The 18,250-nt window shown below is 31.5% G+C and carries 24 protein-coding genes; 3 read left to right on the top strand and 21 right to left on the bottom strand.

Features of this window, described 5'->3' with window-relative positions; translation table 11 throughout:
• Positions 1 to 124 precede the first annotated feature (124 nt).
• Positions 125 to 382: a hypothetical protein gene (locus AACU32_RS02610; protein WP_096597582.1), complete on the top strand. Its 258-nt coding sequence runs from the start codon at positions 125 to 127 to the stop codon at positions 380 to 382.
• 77 nt (positions 383 to 459) lie between these two features.
• Here AACU32_RS02610 and AACU32_RS02605 read toward each other — a convergent pair whose 3' ends face one another.
• From AACU32_RS02605 to AACU32_RS02550, 13 genes are all read right to left on the bottom strand, one after another.
• Positions 460 to 633, bottom strand: a complete 174-nt coding sequence (locus AACU32_RS02605) for a hypothetical protein (RefSeq protein ID WP_339377441.1) — start codon at positions 631 to 633, stop codon at positions 460 to 462.
• 4 nt (positions 634 to 637) lie between these two features.
• Entirely contained in the window at positions 638 to 1,090 is a 453-nt protein-coding gene (locus AACU32_RS40625; RefSeq protein ID WP_096597580.1) for a DUF2227 family putative metal-binding protein, read from the bottom strand.
• 4 nt (positions 1,091 to 1,094) lie between these two features.
• Complete coding sequence (locus AACU32_RS02600; protein ID WP_339377440.1) at positions 1,095 to 1,253, bottom strand: hypothetical protein; 159 nt, start codon at positions 1,251 to 1,253, stop codon at positions 1,095 to 1,097.
• Between the two features lie 124 nt (positions 1,254 to 1,377).
• The gene (locus tag AACU32_RS02595; RefSeq protein WP_096597578.1) at positions 1,378 to 2,058 is read right to left on the bottom strand and encodes a hypothetical protein; all 681 of its coding nucleotides are present in this window, start codon (positions 2,056 to 2,058) and stop codon (positions 1,378 to 1,380) included.
• Positions 2,059 to 2,234: 176 nt separating this feature from the next.
• Positions 2,235 to 3,848, bottom strand: coding sequence for an ATPase/DNA packaging protein (locus AACU32_RS02590; RefSeq protein WP_096597576.1), 1,614 nt, complete (start codon positions 3,846 to 3,848; stop codon positions 2,235 to 2,237).
• A gap of 79 nt (positions 3,849 to 3,927) precedes the next feature.
• A complete protein-coding gene (locus tag AACU32_RS02585; RefSeq protein ID WP_096597574.1) occupies positions 3,928 to 4,491 on the bottom strand; it encodes a hypothetical protein in 564 nt (187 codons plus the stop codon).
• A gap of 171 nt (positions 4,492 to 4,662) precedes the next feature.
• The gene (locus AACU32_RS02580) at positions 4,663 to 5,259 is read right to left on the bottom strand and encodes a hypothetical protein (protein ID WP_096597572.1); all 597 of its coding nucleotides are present in this window, start codon (positions 5,257 to 5,259) and stop codon (positions 4,663 to 4,665) included.
• Positions 5,260 to 5,406: 147 nt separating this feature from the next.
• Positions 5,407 to 6,081: a hypothetical protein gene (locus AACU32_RS02575; protein WP_096597570.1), complete on the bottom strand. Its 675-nt coding sequence runs from the start codon at positions 6,079 to 6,081 to the stop codon at positions 5,407 to 5,409.
• 9 nt (positions 6,082 to 6,090) lie between these two features.
• Positions 6,091 to 6,510, bottom strand: a complete 420-nt coding sequence (locus tag AACU32_RS02570; protein WP_096597568.1) for a hypothetical protein — start codon at positions 6,508 to 6,510, stop codon at positions 6,091 to 6,093.
• Between the two features lie 122 nt (positions 6,511 to 6,632).
• Positions 6,633 to 6,827 (bottom strand): PEP-CTERM sorting domain-containing protein, encoded by a 195-nt coding sequence (locus AACU32_RS02565; RefSeq protein ID WP_096597566.1) that lies wholly within the window; start codon positions 6,825 to 6,827, stop codon positions 6,633 to 6,635.
• Positions 6,828 to 6,965: 138 nt separating this feature from the next.
• Positions 6,966 to 7,154: a hypothetical protein gene (locus tag AACU32_RS02560; RefSeq protein WP_096597564.1), complete on the bottom strand. Its 189-nt coding sequence runs from the start codon at positions 7,152 to 7,154 to the stop codon at positions 6,966 to 6,968.
• 99 nt (positions 7,155 to 7,253) lie between these two features.
• Positions 7,254 to 7,490: a hypothetical protein gene (locus tag AACU32_RS02555; RefSeq protein ID WP_096597562.1), complete on the bottom strand. Its 237-nt coding sequence runs from the start codon at positions 7,488 to 7,490 to the stop codon at positions 7,254 to 7,256.
• A gap of 216 nt (positions 7,491 to 7,706) precedes the next feature.
• Positions 7,707 to 7,895 (bottom strand): hypothetical protein, encoded by a 189-nt coding sequence (locus tag AACU32_RS02550; protein ID WP_096597560.1) that lies wholly within the window; start codon positions 7,893 to 7,895, stop codon positions 7,707 to 7,709.
• Between the two features lie 889 nt (positions 7,896 to 8,784).
• Here AACU32_RS02550 and AACU32_RS02545 point away from each other — a divergent pair.
• The gene (locus AACU32_RS02545) at positions 8,785 to 9,261 is read left to right on the top strand and encodes a hypothetical protein (RefSeq protein WP_096597558.1); all 477 of its coding nucleotides are present in this window, start codon (positions 8,785 to 8,787) and stop codon (positions 9,259 to 9,261) included.
• Between the two features lie 118 nt (positions 9,262 to 9,379).
• Here the strand turns inward: AACU32_RS02545 and AACU32_RS02540 are convergent, their stop codons facing one another.
• The 7 genes from AACU32_RS02540 to AACU32_RS02510 form a co-directional block, all read right to left on the bottom strand.
• Positions 9,380 to 9,715 carry a hypothetical protein gene (locus tag AACU32_RS02540; protein ID WP_096597556.1) on the bottom strand — a complete coding sequence of 112 codons (336 nt, stop codon included), beginning with the start codon at positions 9,713 to 9,715 and terminating at the stop codon, positions 9,380 to 9,382.
• Positions 9,705 to 9,998 carry a hypothetical protein gene (locus AACU32_RS02535; RefSeq protein WP_096597554.1) on the bottom strand — a complete coding sequence of 98 codons (294 nt, stop codon included), beginning with the start codon at positions 9,996 to 9,998 and terminating at the stop codon, positions 9,705 to 9,707. The genes AACU32_RS02540 and AACU32_RS02535 overlap by 11 nt, the downstream gene beginning before the upstream one ends.
• Before the next feature lie 131 nt (positions 9,999 to 10,129).
• Entirely contained in the window at positions 10,130 to 10,339 is a 210-nt protein-coding gene (locus AACU32_RS02530; protein WP_096597552.1) for a hypothetical protein, read from the bottom strand.
• 98 nt (positions 10,340 to 10,437) lie between these two features.
• Positions 10,438 to 11,010 (bottom strand): hypothetical protein, encoded by a 573-nt coding sequence (locus AACU32_RS02525; RefSeq protein ID WP_096597550.1) that lies wholly within the window; start codon positions 11,008 to 11,010, stop codon positions 10,438 to 10,440.
• Positions 11,003 to 11,197, bottom strand: coding sequence for a hypothetical protein (locus AACU32_RS02520; RefSeq protein WP_096597548.1), 195 nt, complete (start codon positions 11,195 to 11,197; stop codon positions 11,003 to 11,005). Before AACU32_RS02520 ends, AACU32_RS02525 begins: the two co-directional genes overlap by 8 nt.
• Positions 11,198 to 11,199: 2 nt before the next feature.
• Complete coding sequence (locus tag AACU32_RS02515; RefSeq protein ID WP_339377438.1) at positions 11,200 to 11,613, bottom strand: hypothetical protein; 414 nt, start codon at positions 11,611 to 11,613, stop codon at positions 11,200 to 11,202.
• A gap of 519 nt (positions 11,614 to 12,132) precedes the next feature.
• Positions 12,133 to 13,434, bottom strand: a complete 1,302-nt coding sequence (locus tag AACU32_RS02510) for a hypothetical protein (protein WP_339377437.1) — start codon at positions 13,432 to 13,434, stop codon at positions 12,133 to 12,135.
• A 263-nt stretch (positions 13,435 to 13,697) separates the two neighbouring features.
• Here AACU32_RS02510 and AACU32_RS02505 point away from each other — a divergent pair, with 263 nt between their 5' ends.
• The gene (locus tag AACU32_RS02505) at positions 13,698 to 13,877 is read left to right on the top strand and encodes a hypothetical protein (RefSeq protein ID WP_096597542.1); all 180 of its coding nucleotides are present in this window, start codon (positions 13,698 to 13,700) and stop codon (positions 13,875 to 13,877) included.
• A gap of 48 nt (positions 13,878 to 13,925) precedes the next feature.
• Here AACU32_RS02505 and AACU32_RS02500 read toward each other — a convergent pair whose 3' ends face one another.
• The gene (locus AACU32_RS02500) at positions 13,926 to 16,616 is read right to left on the bottom strand and encodes a DUF3987 domain-containing protein (RefSeq protein WP_096597540.1); all 2,691 of its coding nucleotides are present in this window, start codon (positions 16,614 to 16,616) and stop codon (positions 13,926 to 13,928) included.
• Between the last annotated feature and the right edge of the window lie 1,634 nt (positions 16,617 to 18,250).

The following is an 18,250-nucleotide window of genomic DNA, read 5'->3' as shown; positions in this document are numbered from 1 at the left end:
TCAAAAAGTGACTTTTTAAAATTAAATAATTTGAAATTATATATTACTTTAGATATATAAGCTTATATTATAGTCATGGTATAATATAAGTATTGTAAATTTACAATAAACCTAGGTTTAAATTATGGCTACTACAGACGTTTTAAATCAGTTAGCAGATCAGATTGTTGCTCTAGCTTCCTTGGTCAGACAACTCATTGCAACTAAGGCTGATGACAGTAATAAAATCGCTCAGCTAACTGATCAAGCACTTCAAAAAGACACACAGATTCAAGAATTGTTATCTAGCGATCAAGTTTCCAGTGAAAAAGCGGTTCAACTTAGTAACGAGATAAAAGCACTAGTCACAGAGGCTACTGCGGCTCTAGCTCAACCTGCTTAATTAAATCTATCTAGACAATAAAAAACCCTTAGTAACTTAAAATTACTAAGGGTTTTTTAGTTTTATGTCAATTTTATTTATTTTTTAAAAATATTGGCATATTTATCGTAATTTCCGATTATTTCTTTTATTTTGTCGTGATTCAAAATTCCATCAGATAACGCCGTAACACCTGCCAAATTGTACATATTTGTTTTACCAGAAACACGAATTTTTTCAAAACAATCAAAATCTTTTTTTGTGATTTCCATAAATTCAACTCCTTTTTGTGTAAATGATATCGAAAATTAAATGTACCAGTGCTGAAAGTTCCATTGCAACATAGAGAATCATAGAATATTTCAGAACAGTTTCAAGATTTTGAAAATCGTTGTAAACCAATAATAGACCGGGAATAAACAACAAGTAACAGAATCTAATCAAACTTCCGATAATCGGAAAATGTGTATAAAAGTTCCGATTAAAAAAGTTACCCTTGTGTTTAAATAACGCTCTATACGGTATCCAATAAAACTTTAGAATCGACCATTTTTGAGAAGGTCTAGATTTTTTCATATCTAAATCAGGACTTAAATATAACCCTGAAAATAGATAGAACCCTGAAAATGTTGCTAGTGTTATCATGTCCAGGGAATAGTATGAGCCTATAGCCCAAAACCCTGGTAATGATAGAAATATTGATTTATCGTGAGTTTTGCCAGATGCCATAAAATTACTTACCTTTTACCCATCCTTTAAACTGGCAAGTGATATCTTTAATCGGTTGTCCATCACTCGTGAAACCTTTTTCTTTAATTTCAATATTGATAATAGCTTCTGGTATTTGAGGATTATCAGAATATTGAGATGATTGTGTTGATTTAATTACCATAAAATTTTTCCTGTTTTCAGAACTTTCTATAATATGTCAGACATTTCTAAGTTTGTCAATACTTAAAAAGTGACTTTTTAAAATCTTAGTCATATTATGTTTGATGCATATTATAAAAAATTTGTCAAGAGTATTTAAGCTTATATTTTTTAAAATTATCAGATTGACAAAACAAACAGTTACGATTTTTAATCAATCTGATAGAATAACCAGAATCTTGGAATTCATGTCCATTGCTACAAATAGAACCAAAAGCGTATAATTCCGGTTTTCTACGAAGTTCAATTAAAAAATCTGTAGCCTCTTGACTTAATTCAGCATTTTTGTATTCTCGCTGAATTCCTAGTTTTTCCCTGGTCACTTGTTGGTATATTATTTTTTGTTGCTTTTTGATTTTTTCTTCATTTTCTAAACGGTAATTTATTGCGCAAAAAATACATCTTTTTGATATTTTATATCTGATAGAATAACCAGAATTTTCAAATTCATGATTATTCGGACAGATAGTACCAAATCTAAAATCATCGGAATTTTTACCACTAGCTTTTAAAAAGTTGATAGCCGATTTAGTCAAAGGTGTAAATTTACCAAAAACCGATTCTTTTTTCTGTTTCACATGATCTTTACATTTTCTAGTTTTATTACATTCATAACAATTATTACCGTTTTTATATCTGATGGAGTAACCAGAATCTCGGAATTCATGATTGTTCTTACAAATTTCACCAAATCTGTATAATTCTGGATTGCAGCCAGCAAATATTAAATGATCTATAGCTTCTTGGCTTAATTCTGGGTAATTCATATCGATTAAATAAAAGTGACTTTTCAAGTATACAAACAATTCATAGAATTGTCTACCTTTGAAAAGTCACTTTCTAGCTATGGGTATTATAAAAAGTTTGTCAAGTACTTGTAACAATCTGTAATGTCTCGGATAACTTTAATGGTTCAGTCCAGGTACAGCGTTTTTCTGTTTGCTTAAAATTTCGGAACAATACCAAGATAGTAATGACCAAGATAAGCAAACACAACGGGCTGTTTCAATCTTTGTGAAACAACTTTGTAATTTTTATACTGTTCGCGTAAATTATCCCGGTCTTTCTTATCAGGTACTGCTTGAGGAAGATTTAAAGCGGTCTCGATAACTTTATAGCTTTCCATTTCTCGGTTATCTTTAATATATTTGTTGCCAAGTAACACAAGATTTAAACATGACCTAGTGCTTTGATCTAACTCTTTAATGCCTATGGCTTTCAGGTTTAAACTGTGTAATATTGCGACAAATTTGACGTTGTACTCCCGCCCAATAATTAAAATGTCTAATAACAATTGTGAATATTGAACATCAGCTTCATCGAGAGCGATCGCAGAACTGATCCAATCATCGAGTAACACGATAAAAGGTTTAAGATTATTGCGTCGATCTTCATCCAGGGACAATCTACGCTCATATTCAGTTTTGATATCGTTAAAAAATTCTTGTGCTTCTTGGATTTTGTCATCACCTATAAATCTATAGCAACAATCTTGTTCTCTTAAACCTTCGTAGCTGTCATTTTTTACGCTGAATACTCTGGCATCAAACTCTGTGTAAGTGTCCTTTAATTGCCTCAAATACTCTTTAACGAATGAACTTTTACCACTACCTTGTTGTCCAATAATCACTGTTGAACCATCAGACTTTACAAGACTCTTAATCATGTCTCTAGTGTCTTGCTCAGATTTAGCAACATCAAAGTTACTACCCTGGACAGAATCGTTTTGATTATCAAAATTATCCGAACTGTTGCTAGAACCATCTGAACCGTTGCCAGACTTTTCTAAATTCGGTTCATAACCACGTTGATCCAAACGTTCCATTTTCTTTTCACTAGTTTTTGACTCTAAATCATGCTTAAATTTTTCAGCTTTTAACCGTGCTAAATCTAAATCAAAACTAGAATTCTCGATAAGTTTTTGCTTTCTAGATTGTTCCTGTAAATATTCCTGATAAGCTAGTTTTTGCTCATCGGACATGTCCATCATTCTCAAACTTTGAAATTCACTTTCAATATTTTCTTGGATGTACTGAGTTTCTAGAACGGTTCTATACTTGGTTGTTTCGCGAGACTGCAAACCGATTAACTGAGCTTCAAGAGTTTCAGTTTTGTATTGTTCAAATAGTTCAGGGAATTCTCGCTTGTATCTGGTTGATGTCAGGCTGTAAAGTCCGTAAGAAACTGTTGAAAGTCCTACAGCCGCTATAGCATAAAAAAGGTAATTTGGGTTAGTTGCTTTATTAAAATTTACAATGTGTCTACCAGTTGCCGGAATCAAAAATTTATCATTCCCTGTAACAAATTCTGGGTTAGGTTTCAACTCATCCTTTTTCAACAAAAACTTAGGGCTAGTCCTAAATATGTCCTGACCATTTTTACAGAATTCAGATCTTGGTGTACTGTGTAAAACTTCTGGGATAAAGCAAAAATCTACAGTATCATATTTAACATCTGACATACTAGTATACATCGATACAATACTGATGCCAGCAAAACAGAATGCTAATTTTGCTGTGTTATCTCTTTGTTTCTTGATCTGTTTAAGCGGGTTCATGTTGTCCAGGTAATATTATACAAAAATGTCTGACAACTATTATAACAAGTGTCAGACATTTTAAAAAGTGACTTTTTAGTTAATCCATAAGATCCTTTAAAAATTTATAACCCATAACACCAGCAGCAGCACCACAACCTGTTAAAATTATAAATTTTAAATCAGGGTTAATTCCTTGTCTTTTATCCCTTTCATAATCTTGTTTATCTTGCTCATAAGCAGTAGCACTGACATCAGCAATTTTTAAAATATTACGAATCTCGCTTGTAGCAACAAATGTTAATGTTCCTGCTAATATCAATTTAATCAAACCATTAATAAGTTTCCCGTTAACACTGAAATTCATAGATTCACTGTCCTTAGATATATTGAAATTGTCAGCGATCGCTTTCATAGCTGGTACTGATCCAATTGTAAAGCCTCCAAGAACAGCTAAGAACAGTGTAGAACCAACGTGAATCAACCAAAGCGTTATGAACACATTCATAGAATTAAACATAACCATTTCTAACCAAGATTTAACAAATTCTTGTCTATTCAACTCTTTCAGATAATCTTGCTCAAGTCTTGCTAAATGTTCCTGGTTTTCCCTGGTAAACTCCAAATTTTGTTCTTGATTTTCATTTTCTTGAATATTAAACATGATATAATTCCTTTACACACTAGAGATTGCTATTTAAAAACCTTTAAAGTATGCTTATTATTTTAAAGGTTTTTTCTTGTCTGACATATTTTAACATTATAGTAAAAATTTAGACAATAAAAAATCCCTAGTTGTTATCCAGGGATTTAAAAAGTCACTTTTTGAATTAAATCAATCGTTTCTCTCTTGTGTTTGTAAAGTGTTTTTAATAACACGTTTCATATTCTTTTCGCAACAAAAAAACATAGACTTAAACAAATCAATATCATTTTCAACAGCTATCAAAAAGATAGATTGAATAATGTTAACAGAGATTTCAAAAAACTTTTCAGGATCAATATCAATGTTAAAAAGAATTGATTTTTTATAAAGTTCACAAAGGTTAAAAACATTTTCTGACAAATCTAGATTAAGATTTTCCGGGAATCCATTATATATATTAGCAAAAGTGAATTTCTCATCATAAGCCAATATAGCTAAATAAGCTAAAACATCACATAATTCTAAACCTAAATTATGTGTGTCTTTATCAGTTTTATCTTTGATTTTCAAAATAGATAAAACTTCACCAGCTTCACCAGCAACACCTAAAATTAAAAGAGTTGTTTTGTGAATTTCATCAACTTTATAATTTTGTTGATTTAAAATAAAAAATTTCTGAAAGCTTCTAAGCAAAGAATAAATTGATAATCCATTTTTTTCTTTTGAATTACAAGAATTTTCCATAGATGTTAACAAATTGTTCATGTCTTTTATTACTTCTGTCATTTCTTTAATCCTTGTTTTTTGTCCGACAAATATATACTAACTAATAATATTATAAATGTCAACAAGTTTAATAAAAAATCCCTAATTGTTATCCAGGGATTTAAAAAGTCACTTTTTGATTTATCTAGTTTACAAAAATTGTAAGATTTACACAAACAATCCTAAACGTTCTCCAATACTTTGTAAAAAGCCTATAACACCTCTAGAAGCTGGTGTGTAATCTTTTTTGATTATATATTCCGGTCTTGACTGATCACCATTGGTTAACAAGTGTGAAACAACCGCTTTTTGGTAATTTCTATCTTCTTGAATTTGTTTGATGCTTACCTGGTTTACCGTGTTAATAAGTTTTGCCTGCCCATCAACATTTTGCATCGATTGTTTAATCATGCCTTGTAGCTTGATATAAGACATTTCTAAATTATGTCGTTGATGTTCGAGCAATTTAGCGTGATGAAAGTCAATAGCGTTTTCAGAACGACTATGTAAATATTGACTATTGGCTAACTTGATAGATGACTGAGCTTTTTCAATTTGTGTTGAACCTTTACCAGCAGCCTTGAGAATTTCTGCTTGATCTAAATTATATTGAGTTGTTGCTGTAATTTGATTAAGAATTGCTGCTTTTAATTGTGGTGCTAAATCATTATAAGTTTGTGCCTCTAAATTCATCTGTCCAAGCTGTTGACAAGCTTGTAACTGTGCTTCAGGATTACTGGTGTCTAAAGCCTGTTCCATCAATCCAAACATGTCACCATAATTTTGAGAAAGCTTTCTAGACAGAGTTTTACCGTGTTGGGCAACATGATTTTTAAATTTCATAAAATAACCTCAATCATTTTTGTAAGTGTCAGACATATTATAACAAAGATTGATTTTGGTTTCACTATTATTACAAGATTTTTTTAAATAATTTTGGTAATTATTTGAATCCACTTGAGTAAATAAAGGAAATAAAATAGCACTTGTGACCAGGGTAAAGAAACAAATTAAATAAAATGTTGTGTTTCTGTCTTGTACATGTTGCCAATAATTTATCAAATTCGACTTTGATTGTTTTACCCTGGTCAATCTAGTTTTAATATCATCTAGAACTGTTTCAGAACTTGTAATTTTATCAATTAATTCTAGTTCCTGAACAACAATATTATTCAATTCGTTCTCGACAGTATCAGATATCAAAGCGATCGCTTTAGATTTTGAATCCAAACTAGTTTTAATTTCCTGGGCAGTATCTTTAAAGTTTTCCATAACCTTAAAATTTTAAAAAGTCACTTTTTAAATATAACAAAAAATCCCTGGATATTTTCCGGGGATTTATAAAACTGTAAGTTAAGTGGATTATCAGTAGATGCATTTTTATAATATCATAATTACACAGGTTTTTGATTCTTCTTAATCTGATAACCAATACCAGCAGCCACTAAACTTCCTAAAATTGTTACTGGTTCAGGAACGTCTTGAGGTTGTTTTTGCACTTGCTGAACTTGTTGTTTTTGTACTTGATTTGGTTGGTTGTCGCTAGGACAAGCTAAACCTAATGTGAAAATACAGAGAATGATATCCATATATAGATGATAAGTTTACATCTATATTATATCGTTTATGTATATGAAAAATATAAAGCTATTATAAATGTTCTGTAAAATAAAAATTCTTCGGATAGTTTCAATTTATCCGAAGAATTTAAAAAGTGACTTTTTGATTTAGATTAAATCTTTGAATTCATCCAGGGTAATTTGCTTGATGTATCTACGGTTTGCTTGTGCCGCTAAACGCTTCATTTGTCTTTTGGTTGTTCCCGTAACACAAGCGTTTTTAAATCGTGTAATATCCCAATAAAAACGAACGTGTATGGAACCTAAGTTAGCAAATTTATTGAAAGATTTGTTCATGTTTTAGCTCTTTGGTAACTGAGCTAATGAAAAGAACCTCTAGTTTTGATTAACATATTAAGATTTCCTTAAACTACTTGACAAAATTAACTGTTTGTGTTAATGAGCGTAAATTCCATAAACTTCTAGAGTATCTTGCCGATAACGATGGTTTTCTGGAAGCTTTTCTACAATTTCAATGTGATGTGAAATTATACAAGATTTCCAATCATAAACATCATCATCATCAAGCCATTCTAGCTGAAGTTGTAAAGCTTCCTCTGGTGTTTGAGCTTCGATGTAATTAATCTGGATTTCACCACCTTTATCTAGGTCTAGAGTGCTTTTGTAAATCATGATTGTTTTTTAGGTTGTCTTACATCACAAGGTTCAAAATCGGATTGTGTGTCTCGTAAGACTGCACATTTAGCATAATCTCTGGGGTTGTCATAGTGATAATCACATGTTTGGCATTGTTTAGGGATGTTGTCTTTTTCTGATTGTTTCGACATTGTTTTGAATCCTTTAGAGTTAGTGGTTGTCTAGATAGAAATTGATTGACCAAGGAACTGATTATGATTCCCACCATTGCCCATTATCTTCTTCATTTGATTCTTCAGCCATTACTTCAAGAATTTGTTCGTTTTCCCAAGCTTTATAAACAGCTTGGCTAATATTTTCAGAAAGTTCTACTTCAATAGAACCTTCAACTTTTTCAAATGAAACGATGCCATTAAATAGATAAGCCTTGTAAATCTTCATGATTTTGAATCCTTTAGAGTTAGTGGTTGTCTAGATAGAACCGGATTGCGTCAAGAATGACCTGAGTTAAGGTTTTTTCTTTGTTTTTACAGAATTCCTCAAGCTCTTGTCTGAGTTTTGGTGGAATTCGTAAACCAAACTGGGGTATTAAGTTCTTAGCCATATTTATAATATAACTGCTAGTTAGATACTTGTCATGAGTATTTATTACTAATTTAGATAAACGATCGCTATAATATTGTACGTACTCAGGTAAGTTACAACAGACACGATTATTTCAGACCAGGGAACGGTTATTACCCTGGACATAAATTACAGATATAGTCAGATTACTGAAAGCCTTACACAAAGCCGATCGCTTCTATAATCGCAGGGTAGCGATTGAGACTACACACTGGCTGGAACGCTTACACGGCTTATGTTACGGGTACATAATGATGATGCATATGTAAGGAAGCGATTTTTCAAGATACTAGGGAAATATGGGCACTTTTCGAGGGTTAAAAAAATTAGCGATTTTCAAAGTTCAGTAAGCGATTATCCTTACACAGCAAGGCTTTAAACCACTTATTTTTTAAAAGTGTTCAGTGACCATAAAGAGTGTTAGTTCAGATTAAATTATCTTGTAACACTGAACTATTTTTAGAAAGCTTTATATAGCAACAATTACAGCCAGCGATTCAACATAATCGCTGAATCGCTCTTAACAATTCTTAACTAAAAAATAAGTAAAAGTACTCTTGTAATCAGTTAAAAAATGTGTTAGTGTTCAGACTGAATTCAACGATTTTCAGAACTGAATCAATTAGCGATTAAAAAAGATGCTACGATAGTGAAAACGTTAAAAAGTTCTTTGAACTCTACTGAACTATGCTAAAAGGTGGTTTACATGCCTATAACCTTCCGTAAAAAGACCAATACAGGTGTAAAAAAGAATACACCATTAAAACTTAAATTAGAATCGCTATTCGGTAAAAAGCTAAATAGCACCCAAGTTAACCGGATACAATCCGAGATTCTGAAAAGTGGTTTTGTAACTTCTGAAAACAACATTACAGACAAAGCATTGCAGGATTATGCTAAGTTCAAAACCTGTTTTCCTAAATACATTTACAAAAAAGATGAACTAGAAAAAGCAAAGGAAATCACAAAGACTATTGAGCATGATGATTACATTTACAGTGCAGAAAATATTTTCTACAAAATTAAAGAACTTTTACCAGGGTTAGCAGATAGCACTATCTATTACTGGTTTGAAAAAGCTGGTAGTAAATTTAGCACCGTTAAAAGTTATGGATTAGATATAACCGTTTTGGTTATGTATCAGGCTGTAAGACGTAAAGAAACTTTATTCACAGGAAAATAAATCAAATGGCTTATCCAAAAACACACAAATCTCTAGAATAATTTCAAAACAAATTAAGCATTAAAAAACCTCTAGATTATTCAAAATTCTAGAGGTTTTTTAATGTTTCAAAAGCTAATTAGTACATCGTGTTAATAGCAAAATTATATAGATAACCCGCTAACCTTTCCCGTAATATTTGCCAGACAACATTATCACCAGTCTCGACAGTATTGTATAAGGTCACAAAAATTTTCTTGATGTTCTGGTCAGTGATGCTATCGATGATTTCTTTGGTTATTTCTAAATCAGTAATTTTGTTCAGATACCAGTTAAAATCTTTCATGCTGTTTAAAGTTTCCGTAGTTTCAACTAAAATCGTTCTTTCACCACCGCAATGATCACAAACATTATCATAACCAGTACCTTTACCATCAAATCCTGAACCACCACAAAAACAACAATCAATTTCCATAATTTTGCATTTTGTTGATGAATTCATCAACGAAGAGATCTAACTCTCGCTTTGCTAAATCCCGATCTCGGAAAGTCTTGCTATTACTTCCTGATCCAATAGTAGTTAGTGCAGCCATAAATTTTTTGCCATGTGGGAAAGTTAATACATGATGTATATAGGCTTTTGGTTTAAGGTGATGGTATCTTTGCATCTGTTCATATTCGATTTCCTCAGAATGGCGAATATCAACAGTACCAACGGTTGAGGTATCAGGTCTTTTTGGTGTGTCGTCTATCCACATAATTTTAAATCCTTTCAATTTTCTAAGTTGATTGTGTTACTTGACTAACACCCTGGATTATCTAAATTATTTTGATAAAATTTTCAATTAATTTAGATAATCCAAAATGTTGTCCAAATACTACTAATCAACTAATCGACACATTCTTCAACTTCAATTTTATTTAAAACACCATAAAAAACATTACCTTTAACAATTTGTCCATGATATTGAATTTTATCAGCATCATTAACATCTATATCACTTTCAAGAGCATTTCTAATAGCATCTTGTTCATTGTCAGCTTCGATTTTTACAGAAACATAACCAGTAAAAGGAACTCTAACAATATATGTAGCCATGATTTTAAATCCTCTAAATTTTCTAAGTTAATTGTGTTACTTGACTAACACCCTAGAACATCTAAATAATTTAGATGTTCTAAAGTAATATTCAAATTTTAAACTTTAAACAATTCTAGGATATCATCGGCTGCTTGTTGCCATTGCCGTTGATTGTGTTGAACAGCTTCAGAAATTTCTTGAAGTTTTTGAACAGCCAAGCTATCAGTACGATTTTGAATTTCTATAATCTCTGAAGCTGTTTCAGCGATCGCTTGAGCTTCCAAATTGGCTTGGTATTCAACATACTTTTTAATAGCACCGATAACTTGACTAGCTAATGACTGTCTGGACTTAAAGTTGTTGCTGATATTCTGAGACACTTCAGTGACTTCTTGACTAGTCAAAGTTATTTGCAACTTTTCTGAATGTTTTTGAATAAGCTGATGTTTTTCAGATTCAGAAATTTGTATTTGGTTTTTACCAGGGATAGACAAAGCTGATTGCTCTTTGTCCTTGACTGTTCCCTGGTCTGTAACGATTGCTTGGCTGATCATTTGTTTTTGTTCTGTTGTTGCTGTTTCTAAGTTGATATTTAACAAAAATGCTTTATCTCTGATCTGTTGACTGGTTGCATTAAACCCAGAATCTTTTACCTGATTTCTAATCGTGTCGATAACATTTTTAGTCATGTTTTCCTGTCATGTTTTCGATTTTTACAATGAACTCTAGAGCAATAAACCCGTGAAATTCTTTAGGCTTGTTTTGATATAAAGTTGCTTGTTTAACATCTTTAGTTAGTTGTCTGGAACCAACAAAAAGTTGATTCTCTGGATGATAAAGCATGTAAATTTTCAAGTTATCTAAATTGTTAAGCATAATTACCAAGCACTAAAAAGTAAGGAAGGTTTTTTGCTGGTTTCGTAATGACCTTTTAAAATCAAAGCTGCTTGCAAAGCGTTATTACACGGTTTAGATTGTCCCAAGCTTATAAAGCTATATGACCAACGTTTCCAAATATCGTTAAATCTGATAACACCAACAAAATCCTTGTTGCAATAAATCAAAAACTTTGTGTCTGTAACATCAGATTTAAGGTTGTAGTGTAAACCTTGATTTTTACAAGCATCGGAAACATCATCAACTATGGTACGTTCTCGGTCATTTAGAATTTGGTTAAGTTTGTCGGCTAAGTTAAACCAGTGAACTTTTTGATTAGCCTTAAATGCTGGATATAATTGCTTAATCCGATAAACTGTAACAATTCCTGAAAGATTGTGAACTTTAGCAACCAAAAATTTAATTCGATTTTTTAAAGATTGTGTAAGTTTAGAATCAATTAAGCTATTCATAACGTTTAAGGTAATCTGAAAAGTGACTTTTTGTTTTGTCCGACAAATCTATAATATGTCGGACAAAATTTTATAACATCCGTAAATATACTGAAATTATAATAAAACTTACAAGTATCCTATTAAACAAAAAATCTCTAGTGTTAGACTAGAGATAAAATTTTAAAAAGTGACTTTTTGATTTTTATCGATTTTTAGCTTTTAACACTTTTGGATAATATAAAAGGTTGTGGTAAATCTATCAACACTCGTAATATTTCGGATATAGTTGATTCTGTGGCACTAGAGATAGTTTCTAGCTTAGTAAATTGCTCATCAGTAACCCTTACCGATATTTTAACCAATTTATTATTTTTCACGATTTCACCTTATATAATAATGTCCTACATTAAATTTAGCATAAAAAATTCCCTGGACAATAGTAATTTTATCCAGGGAATAAACGCTTAACCGATTTGAAAATTAAGCAGCTTCTTGTTGTTCAGACAATTCAGAGGGTTTTTGTTTGCTTTGAATTTTTAAAACCTGTTCCTGAATTTTCTTAACTTTGTCAGCAATTTTAACAATTTGTTCAGGCATCAAATCAGGGTATTCTTGTACAGCCAGATTACTTAAGAACAAAGCAAAATCAGCTAAGTTATCTTTGGCTTGTCCTAACGCTTCAAAGGTAATAGCTTGTCTTTGAATGGTTTCAGAATCTTGTTCAGAATCTTGTTCAGAATCTTGTTCAGAATCTTGTTCAGAATCATCATCGTTATCATTAATCAAATTCTCAACACTAGCGGTTAAGAATTCTTTGGCATGTTCTAACGCTTCAACAGTTAAAGCATTATTAGAACCATCTTGTAAACCAACAAAATCTAAAGCTTCATTAATGACTTTTTCAAAATCAGCTTCAGTTTCTTTGGTAATTTTTTCAACTTCATCGACTAAAGCGAAAGGTAGAACACCAGATTCAACAAGTTCTAGGACTTGTTCACCTTTTTCTAAAATTTCCTCAACACGATCAACGTCTTTAATTGTGACTTTGTTTTTACCCCTTTCATTAGCTGATTTAACAGCCAAGTCTAAATAGTTTTTGGATTCAATACCAGCTTTGCTAGATTTAGCTAACACTGTATCAGCTATTGCTAAATCTATGGTTCCATCATTTAAAGCGGACTTTATAAATTCATCCTCTGTTGTGGATACTCTTAAAATCTGCTGTATCCAAGTTTCTGATTTACCCTGAATTGCTGCTATAAAAGTTGTAACCTTTTTACGTAATTTTTTAACAGCTTTTTCATCCGGTTCCGTACCATTTTCTTTGATATATTCATCTAAAACTTGTTGATATTTAATATCAAAGATTTCCTGAATGCCTTTAGAATATTCAAACGGTTTTAGTTGATTATTGGTTGTTCCTAAAGAAAGCATCCAACTTTTGCGCTTGATAGGATCTTCAGCATCCTCAACGGGCATGATAATATACGGAAAATCTAAAGATCCTTTGTATTCGGGATCTGTTGCAAGATTTTGTAGAGCTGCTAATCTGGAATTACCATCCCAGACAACCCTTTTACCATCAACATTATATACAGATGGTAAAACAACACCAGGAATTTTAACACCACCATCAGCCTTGATAGCGGCTGTTAACTCTGGTCTATCGATTATTTCACGATAATTTTCGTCAGTTACAACAAATTCGGAATAATTTGCAGTATAATAGGTCTTTTTAGTTGCTGCCATATCAGTTACGTTATCCTCTAAAATGTCCGACATATTTTTTATAGCACCTATCGGCTTAAACTGTCTAGTGTTTACTAAATAATTTTACCACGATTCAAAAAGTCACTTTTTAAACTTTTATCTATAATAATAAGTCAAAAAGCATAAAAAATCTAGTTTATATAAGTAATTTTTATATAATCTGTAAAATAAATATTATAAAAAGAAAAATAATTAAGTAATTTTAGCAATTGAAATTGCTTGTTTAAACTGTAATCATTTAAATAGTGTTGATACTTCGCTTGAACTCTAGGATTATGTTAAAGAAACCAAAGAAAATTTCCGACAAATTAATGGGGTTTTTTGTTACTCCAGAGGAAAAAATATTAATCATCCAAGCTAAACCTGATGATGTAAGTATGTCAGAATTTTTAAAATCAATAGTGATGCCAATTGTTACGAAAATGGTGATTTTAAAAAGAGCAAAATCACCTTAAAGTTTTACAAAAGGTTTAAAGCCTTTTGTAAAACGCTTTAACAATTTGTCAAAGTTTTAACAATCCATTAACCTGATCAAACTCTGCTAAACCATGTTTAGCAACGTCTAGAAAAAGCTCAAGTATTTCTGGTTTTCTCAAATATTTCTTGTCTTTATTCCCATATTCTCTCAATACCTGAGCTTTTCTACAAAATGCATCTTTATAAAAATCTGATGCTTCGATAAATTGTTTTTGTTTATTTTCAAGAATTTTTTTACATTTTTTGATAAATTCTTGAAAAAGAAAGAGTTTTGATTGATCTATGTTTTCTAACTTATCCGTTAGGCTATGTTTGTAAACTAAACTAGCTTTTTCAATCAACCACATCCCAATTGCACAAGCTCTTAACATTGTTTCGTCACTCATGTGTTGTAAATCTTTATCAACACCTTCAGCAATTCTTAAGCAATGTAATGTTAATGCAATTCTGGCAACTTGTTCTGGTATACGGTTAAGCCATTGCCCAAAAGCTTCATTAGTGTCAATGACATTTCTAGATTTCTCTAAAGTCTGATTTCTGAATGCTGCCCAGATAGCGTGGCTTGTCTTGGTGTTTTTGACCAGGGTATTAACTGGTTCACCCTTAACAGGATCTACAACGTGTGAAGCGTTTTGTATCTTTTTGTAAAGATTCAGACAGATTTCAGGAAAATCGAAATTAGTCTGAATATCTTCTAGAAACTTGTTGGGAACCACAATCGGTTCGGCAATCGGGACATAAAGGAATCTTCCACAGATACCTGACCCAACATTATTATCGATATCAAAAGTATTATAGAAGCGTTTGGTTTGAATCGTACTGAGCATTGAGCATCTAAAAAAGTCGGCTTCTTCTTCAGATGTGCTGACACGATTTCTTAAGGTTGTGTCACCATTCCAAATACGGATGAACTGATCTAGCGCATTCCCTTTCTTGTTGTTGTTAATGGTATCAATGCCACTTAAAAAGTCTGTTACTTCATCAGGACTAATTAGCAAGCCATAATTTTTATGTTCCCCAGACATTGTGCTAATAGCTTGTAAGCTCGAATCAGTCACGATGTATGGGTGGGCTTTTGTAGGTGTTGGACACATAACTTCCCGAATCTTTACCATATCCATATCATCGGGAATGCTAGATTGATATGTTTGTTGTAAGTACTGGGCTTCTTTTTCATCTTTCTTTAAGGTTTTCCAATACTCTGAAAAAGCGTTATAAGCTTTGTTATCTTGAATATATGTGTTATTGGCTTCGACAGCCAAACGCTTAAAAGACTTTTTGAAAGGATCAACGGCTAAAGATTTACCATCCGTAGAACCACCTAGAAAAATAGTAAATATATTACTCGAACAAATACCAGTACTATTAAAATTAAAATTTGTGAACTTGCTTATTACACTACTAGAACAAGTCAGTAGTGACATAATTAAGTATTCTTCAGGTATATTATTTTCTACACCATATCTTTTTAAATCTTTTAAAATTGATGTACCGGATAATACATAGTCAGCACTTAATTTAGATGTCTGTGCTTTCTGTATATCAGACAATCCAGATTGGAAAGTGACTTTTTGATCCTCTGAATAATCTACCTCAGACAACATATTTTCAATTGTCTGGATCATTTCCTGATCTCTATACCCTGGTTCACGATCAAAAGTCTGTCTAAAAGCTAAACCAGCGATTATAGGTAGTTCGGCTGAAGTGAAATTTTTGACTTTTAAGCGGTTAACGTTTTCCTGTAACTCTTGGAATTTATCTAGATTTTTCCTTTCTTGGTGTTTTTGTAAATTCTGATCAAGATTAAAAGCTGAATTCCATTCTTGAGCTAGTTCTTTAAGTTCTTGATCATCCAGGGTAGGCTCAGGCTTACTGTTAAAAGCACTATTCCATATTGTTTCTGATTCGCTTCTATCTATAGAAGGATTACAAGCTTGGCAATACTGCTCAAAAAGTTCATCAGCAGCACCCTGGTATTTAATACCTAGCTGATTTAATCTGTTTTCAGTACCAACTAAATTCACAGCTAATTTGTAGCCTGAGTTGTTTCTAGAACCTTGTTCAGCACCATTAATAATCAATTGTCTATCGGAACCAGTCAGAAAAAATTCGAGTATTGGAATATCTTGTCTAAAATCTGGTAAAGCTGATGATACTTGCTTTTCCGGTTTAGCTTCAGATTTACCGTTAGATTCTAGATAACTATATATAGGGTGATTTTTAGATATCGTTGCCACTGGTAAATGATTTGAATAATAAGGTTGATTAGTTTTCGGATGGATGCCAGCAATAACTTGATAATGTTTACCCGTTCTAAATTCCAGTTGTTCTTGATCACCTGTAGCGATCGTGAAATGTTCAAAAGGTTTTTCGATTTTGTAAATTAAAGCTTCTCTTTGTCCAGGGTTAGAACTAATCGTTAGTGTCTCTGGTAGTTCAAAACCTAGCAAATCAAAGAATTCTATAGCTGTAATACCATCCTTATCGATCGCTATGTATTCATTACCCAGAACTATAGAAAGCATAGTCATATCAGGGTAATCCGAAAGCTTATCTAGAGTTATAGTTCCGTTTTGCCAACCTTTAGCACCTTTACAAGGAATTTTCTTATCGTTTAAACCTTTCTTGCAAGGCACAAAAGCTGTAAAAACTAAGCTGGCTATTTGATTTAGGTCAATTACTGTAGCAGTAAACTTTGTAGCGGTTGTTGTTTTCATATATTTATTACTTCAGACCTGAATCTATTATACTATGTTTGTAAAAATCATATAATACTGATGTAAAAGCTTTACTTATACCACAATCTCTATAATATCATTAAAATTTATAATGCTTCTGAACAGTATTATCTGTGTTATAGTTAAATCAACATAAAATATTACTTCAAACCTAATTTTCAGCCAGCCCTAAAAGTTGGCTGATTTTTTTATCTAAAATTTGTCGGACAAATCAAAAAGTGACTTTTTGATTTTTAAATTTAAAGTTTGTAAATACCTATATGAAAATTGTGTAAATACCTATAGACGTTAGTAACAGCACTAAGTATTATATATAGTTACACAAATCTCACAGGTTAGATATATGGCTGTCAAGTCTTTAGTCAGACCAACCAATCACCAGCTATCACAATCACAAATAGAGTTTTACCAAAATCTGAGACTCCAGAAAGCTTACAAAGAAGCCGAAATGTATAAGAGAAACTGCTTGAGAATAAAATCAGAACATTGTATATTTTGCAACTCTCAGAAGTTAGTTTTAACACCTCTATCAAAGGAAAGGACTTTTAAATGTTCAAGTTGCAACAGAAGTTTCTAGTATATTTTGTATATTTTGAATAAAATCAGATATATTACATCATTAATCATCAGCTTGGGCATCTATAAGTATCAACACTAATAACCCTGTCAGAATTCTGGCAGGTTTTTTAGTAAATTTTGTTCTATAACACATTCTTGTAAAATTGTCAATTAAATATTGAATAACAGTGTGTTTGACCAGGGTAAACGCTGATTATAGTATTTTTGTAGTTTTCATTGATTTTCATTGATAAGTTTAGCTTATACACATGTTATTTTAAGCATTTATACTTACTTGTACTACTGTAATAGTACAGATATTCTCAATAAGCTCAATATTCTCAATAAGACTACAAAAAATTTTGTAGTTTTTTGTAATAGTTTTTGTAGAAATTACAAACTACAAAAACCTTATGTAGCAAGGATTTTGTAATAGTTTTTGTAGATTTTGTAGTTTTGAGCCGGATATAAATCTCTAGAGCTTTGTAGTATGTCTGTAATATAAAAACAGGTAGTTTTGTAGTACAAGAAAATCTTATATATCAAGGCTTATATGAATATCTAGTTTTCTATGGTCAGAGAAAAATAATCAAAAAATTATGTAGCCCAGGGTAGTTGTACTAACAAAAACCTAAATAGTTATAAATACTTAAACTAGTACAAATAATCTATTTAATTTGTATTACATATATAAAACATAAAGAAGTATAAGAAAAACTTATATTAATTTATCCTTTATATAACTAGTACAAATTTATAAGTAAAAATACTTATTTAGATTTTTTATGATTTACTCAGGTTTTTGTTAGTACAACTACCCTGGACTACAAAAATTTATGATTATTTTTCTCTAGCCAGATTAAATCATAGATTTCTATAAGCCTTTGATAGTACTAGTTTGTATAAATTTTACTAGTACACTTTGATAGTACACCTGTACTAGTACACCTGTAGAGATTTATATCCGGCTCAAAACTACAAAATCTACAAAAACTATTACAAAATCCTTGCTGTGTAAGGTTTTTGTAGTTTGTAATTTCTACAAAAACCATTAC

The organism is Calothrix sp. NIES-2100 (genome assembly GCF_963875285.1).
Lineage (GTDB): Bacteria > Cyanobacteriota > Cyanobacteriia > Cyanobacteriales > Nostocaceae > Aulosira.
The sequence above is the reverse complement of the archived record's forward strand: the minus strand, read 5'-3'. Positions and strand labels throughout refer to the sequence as shown.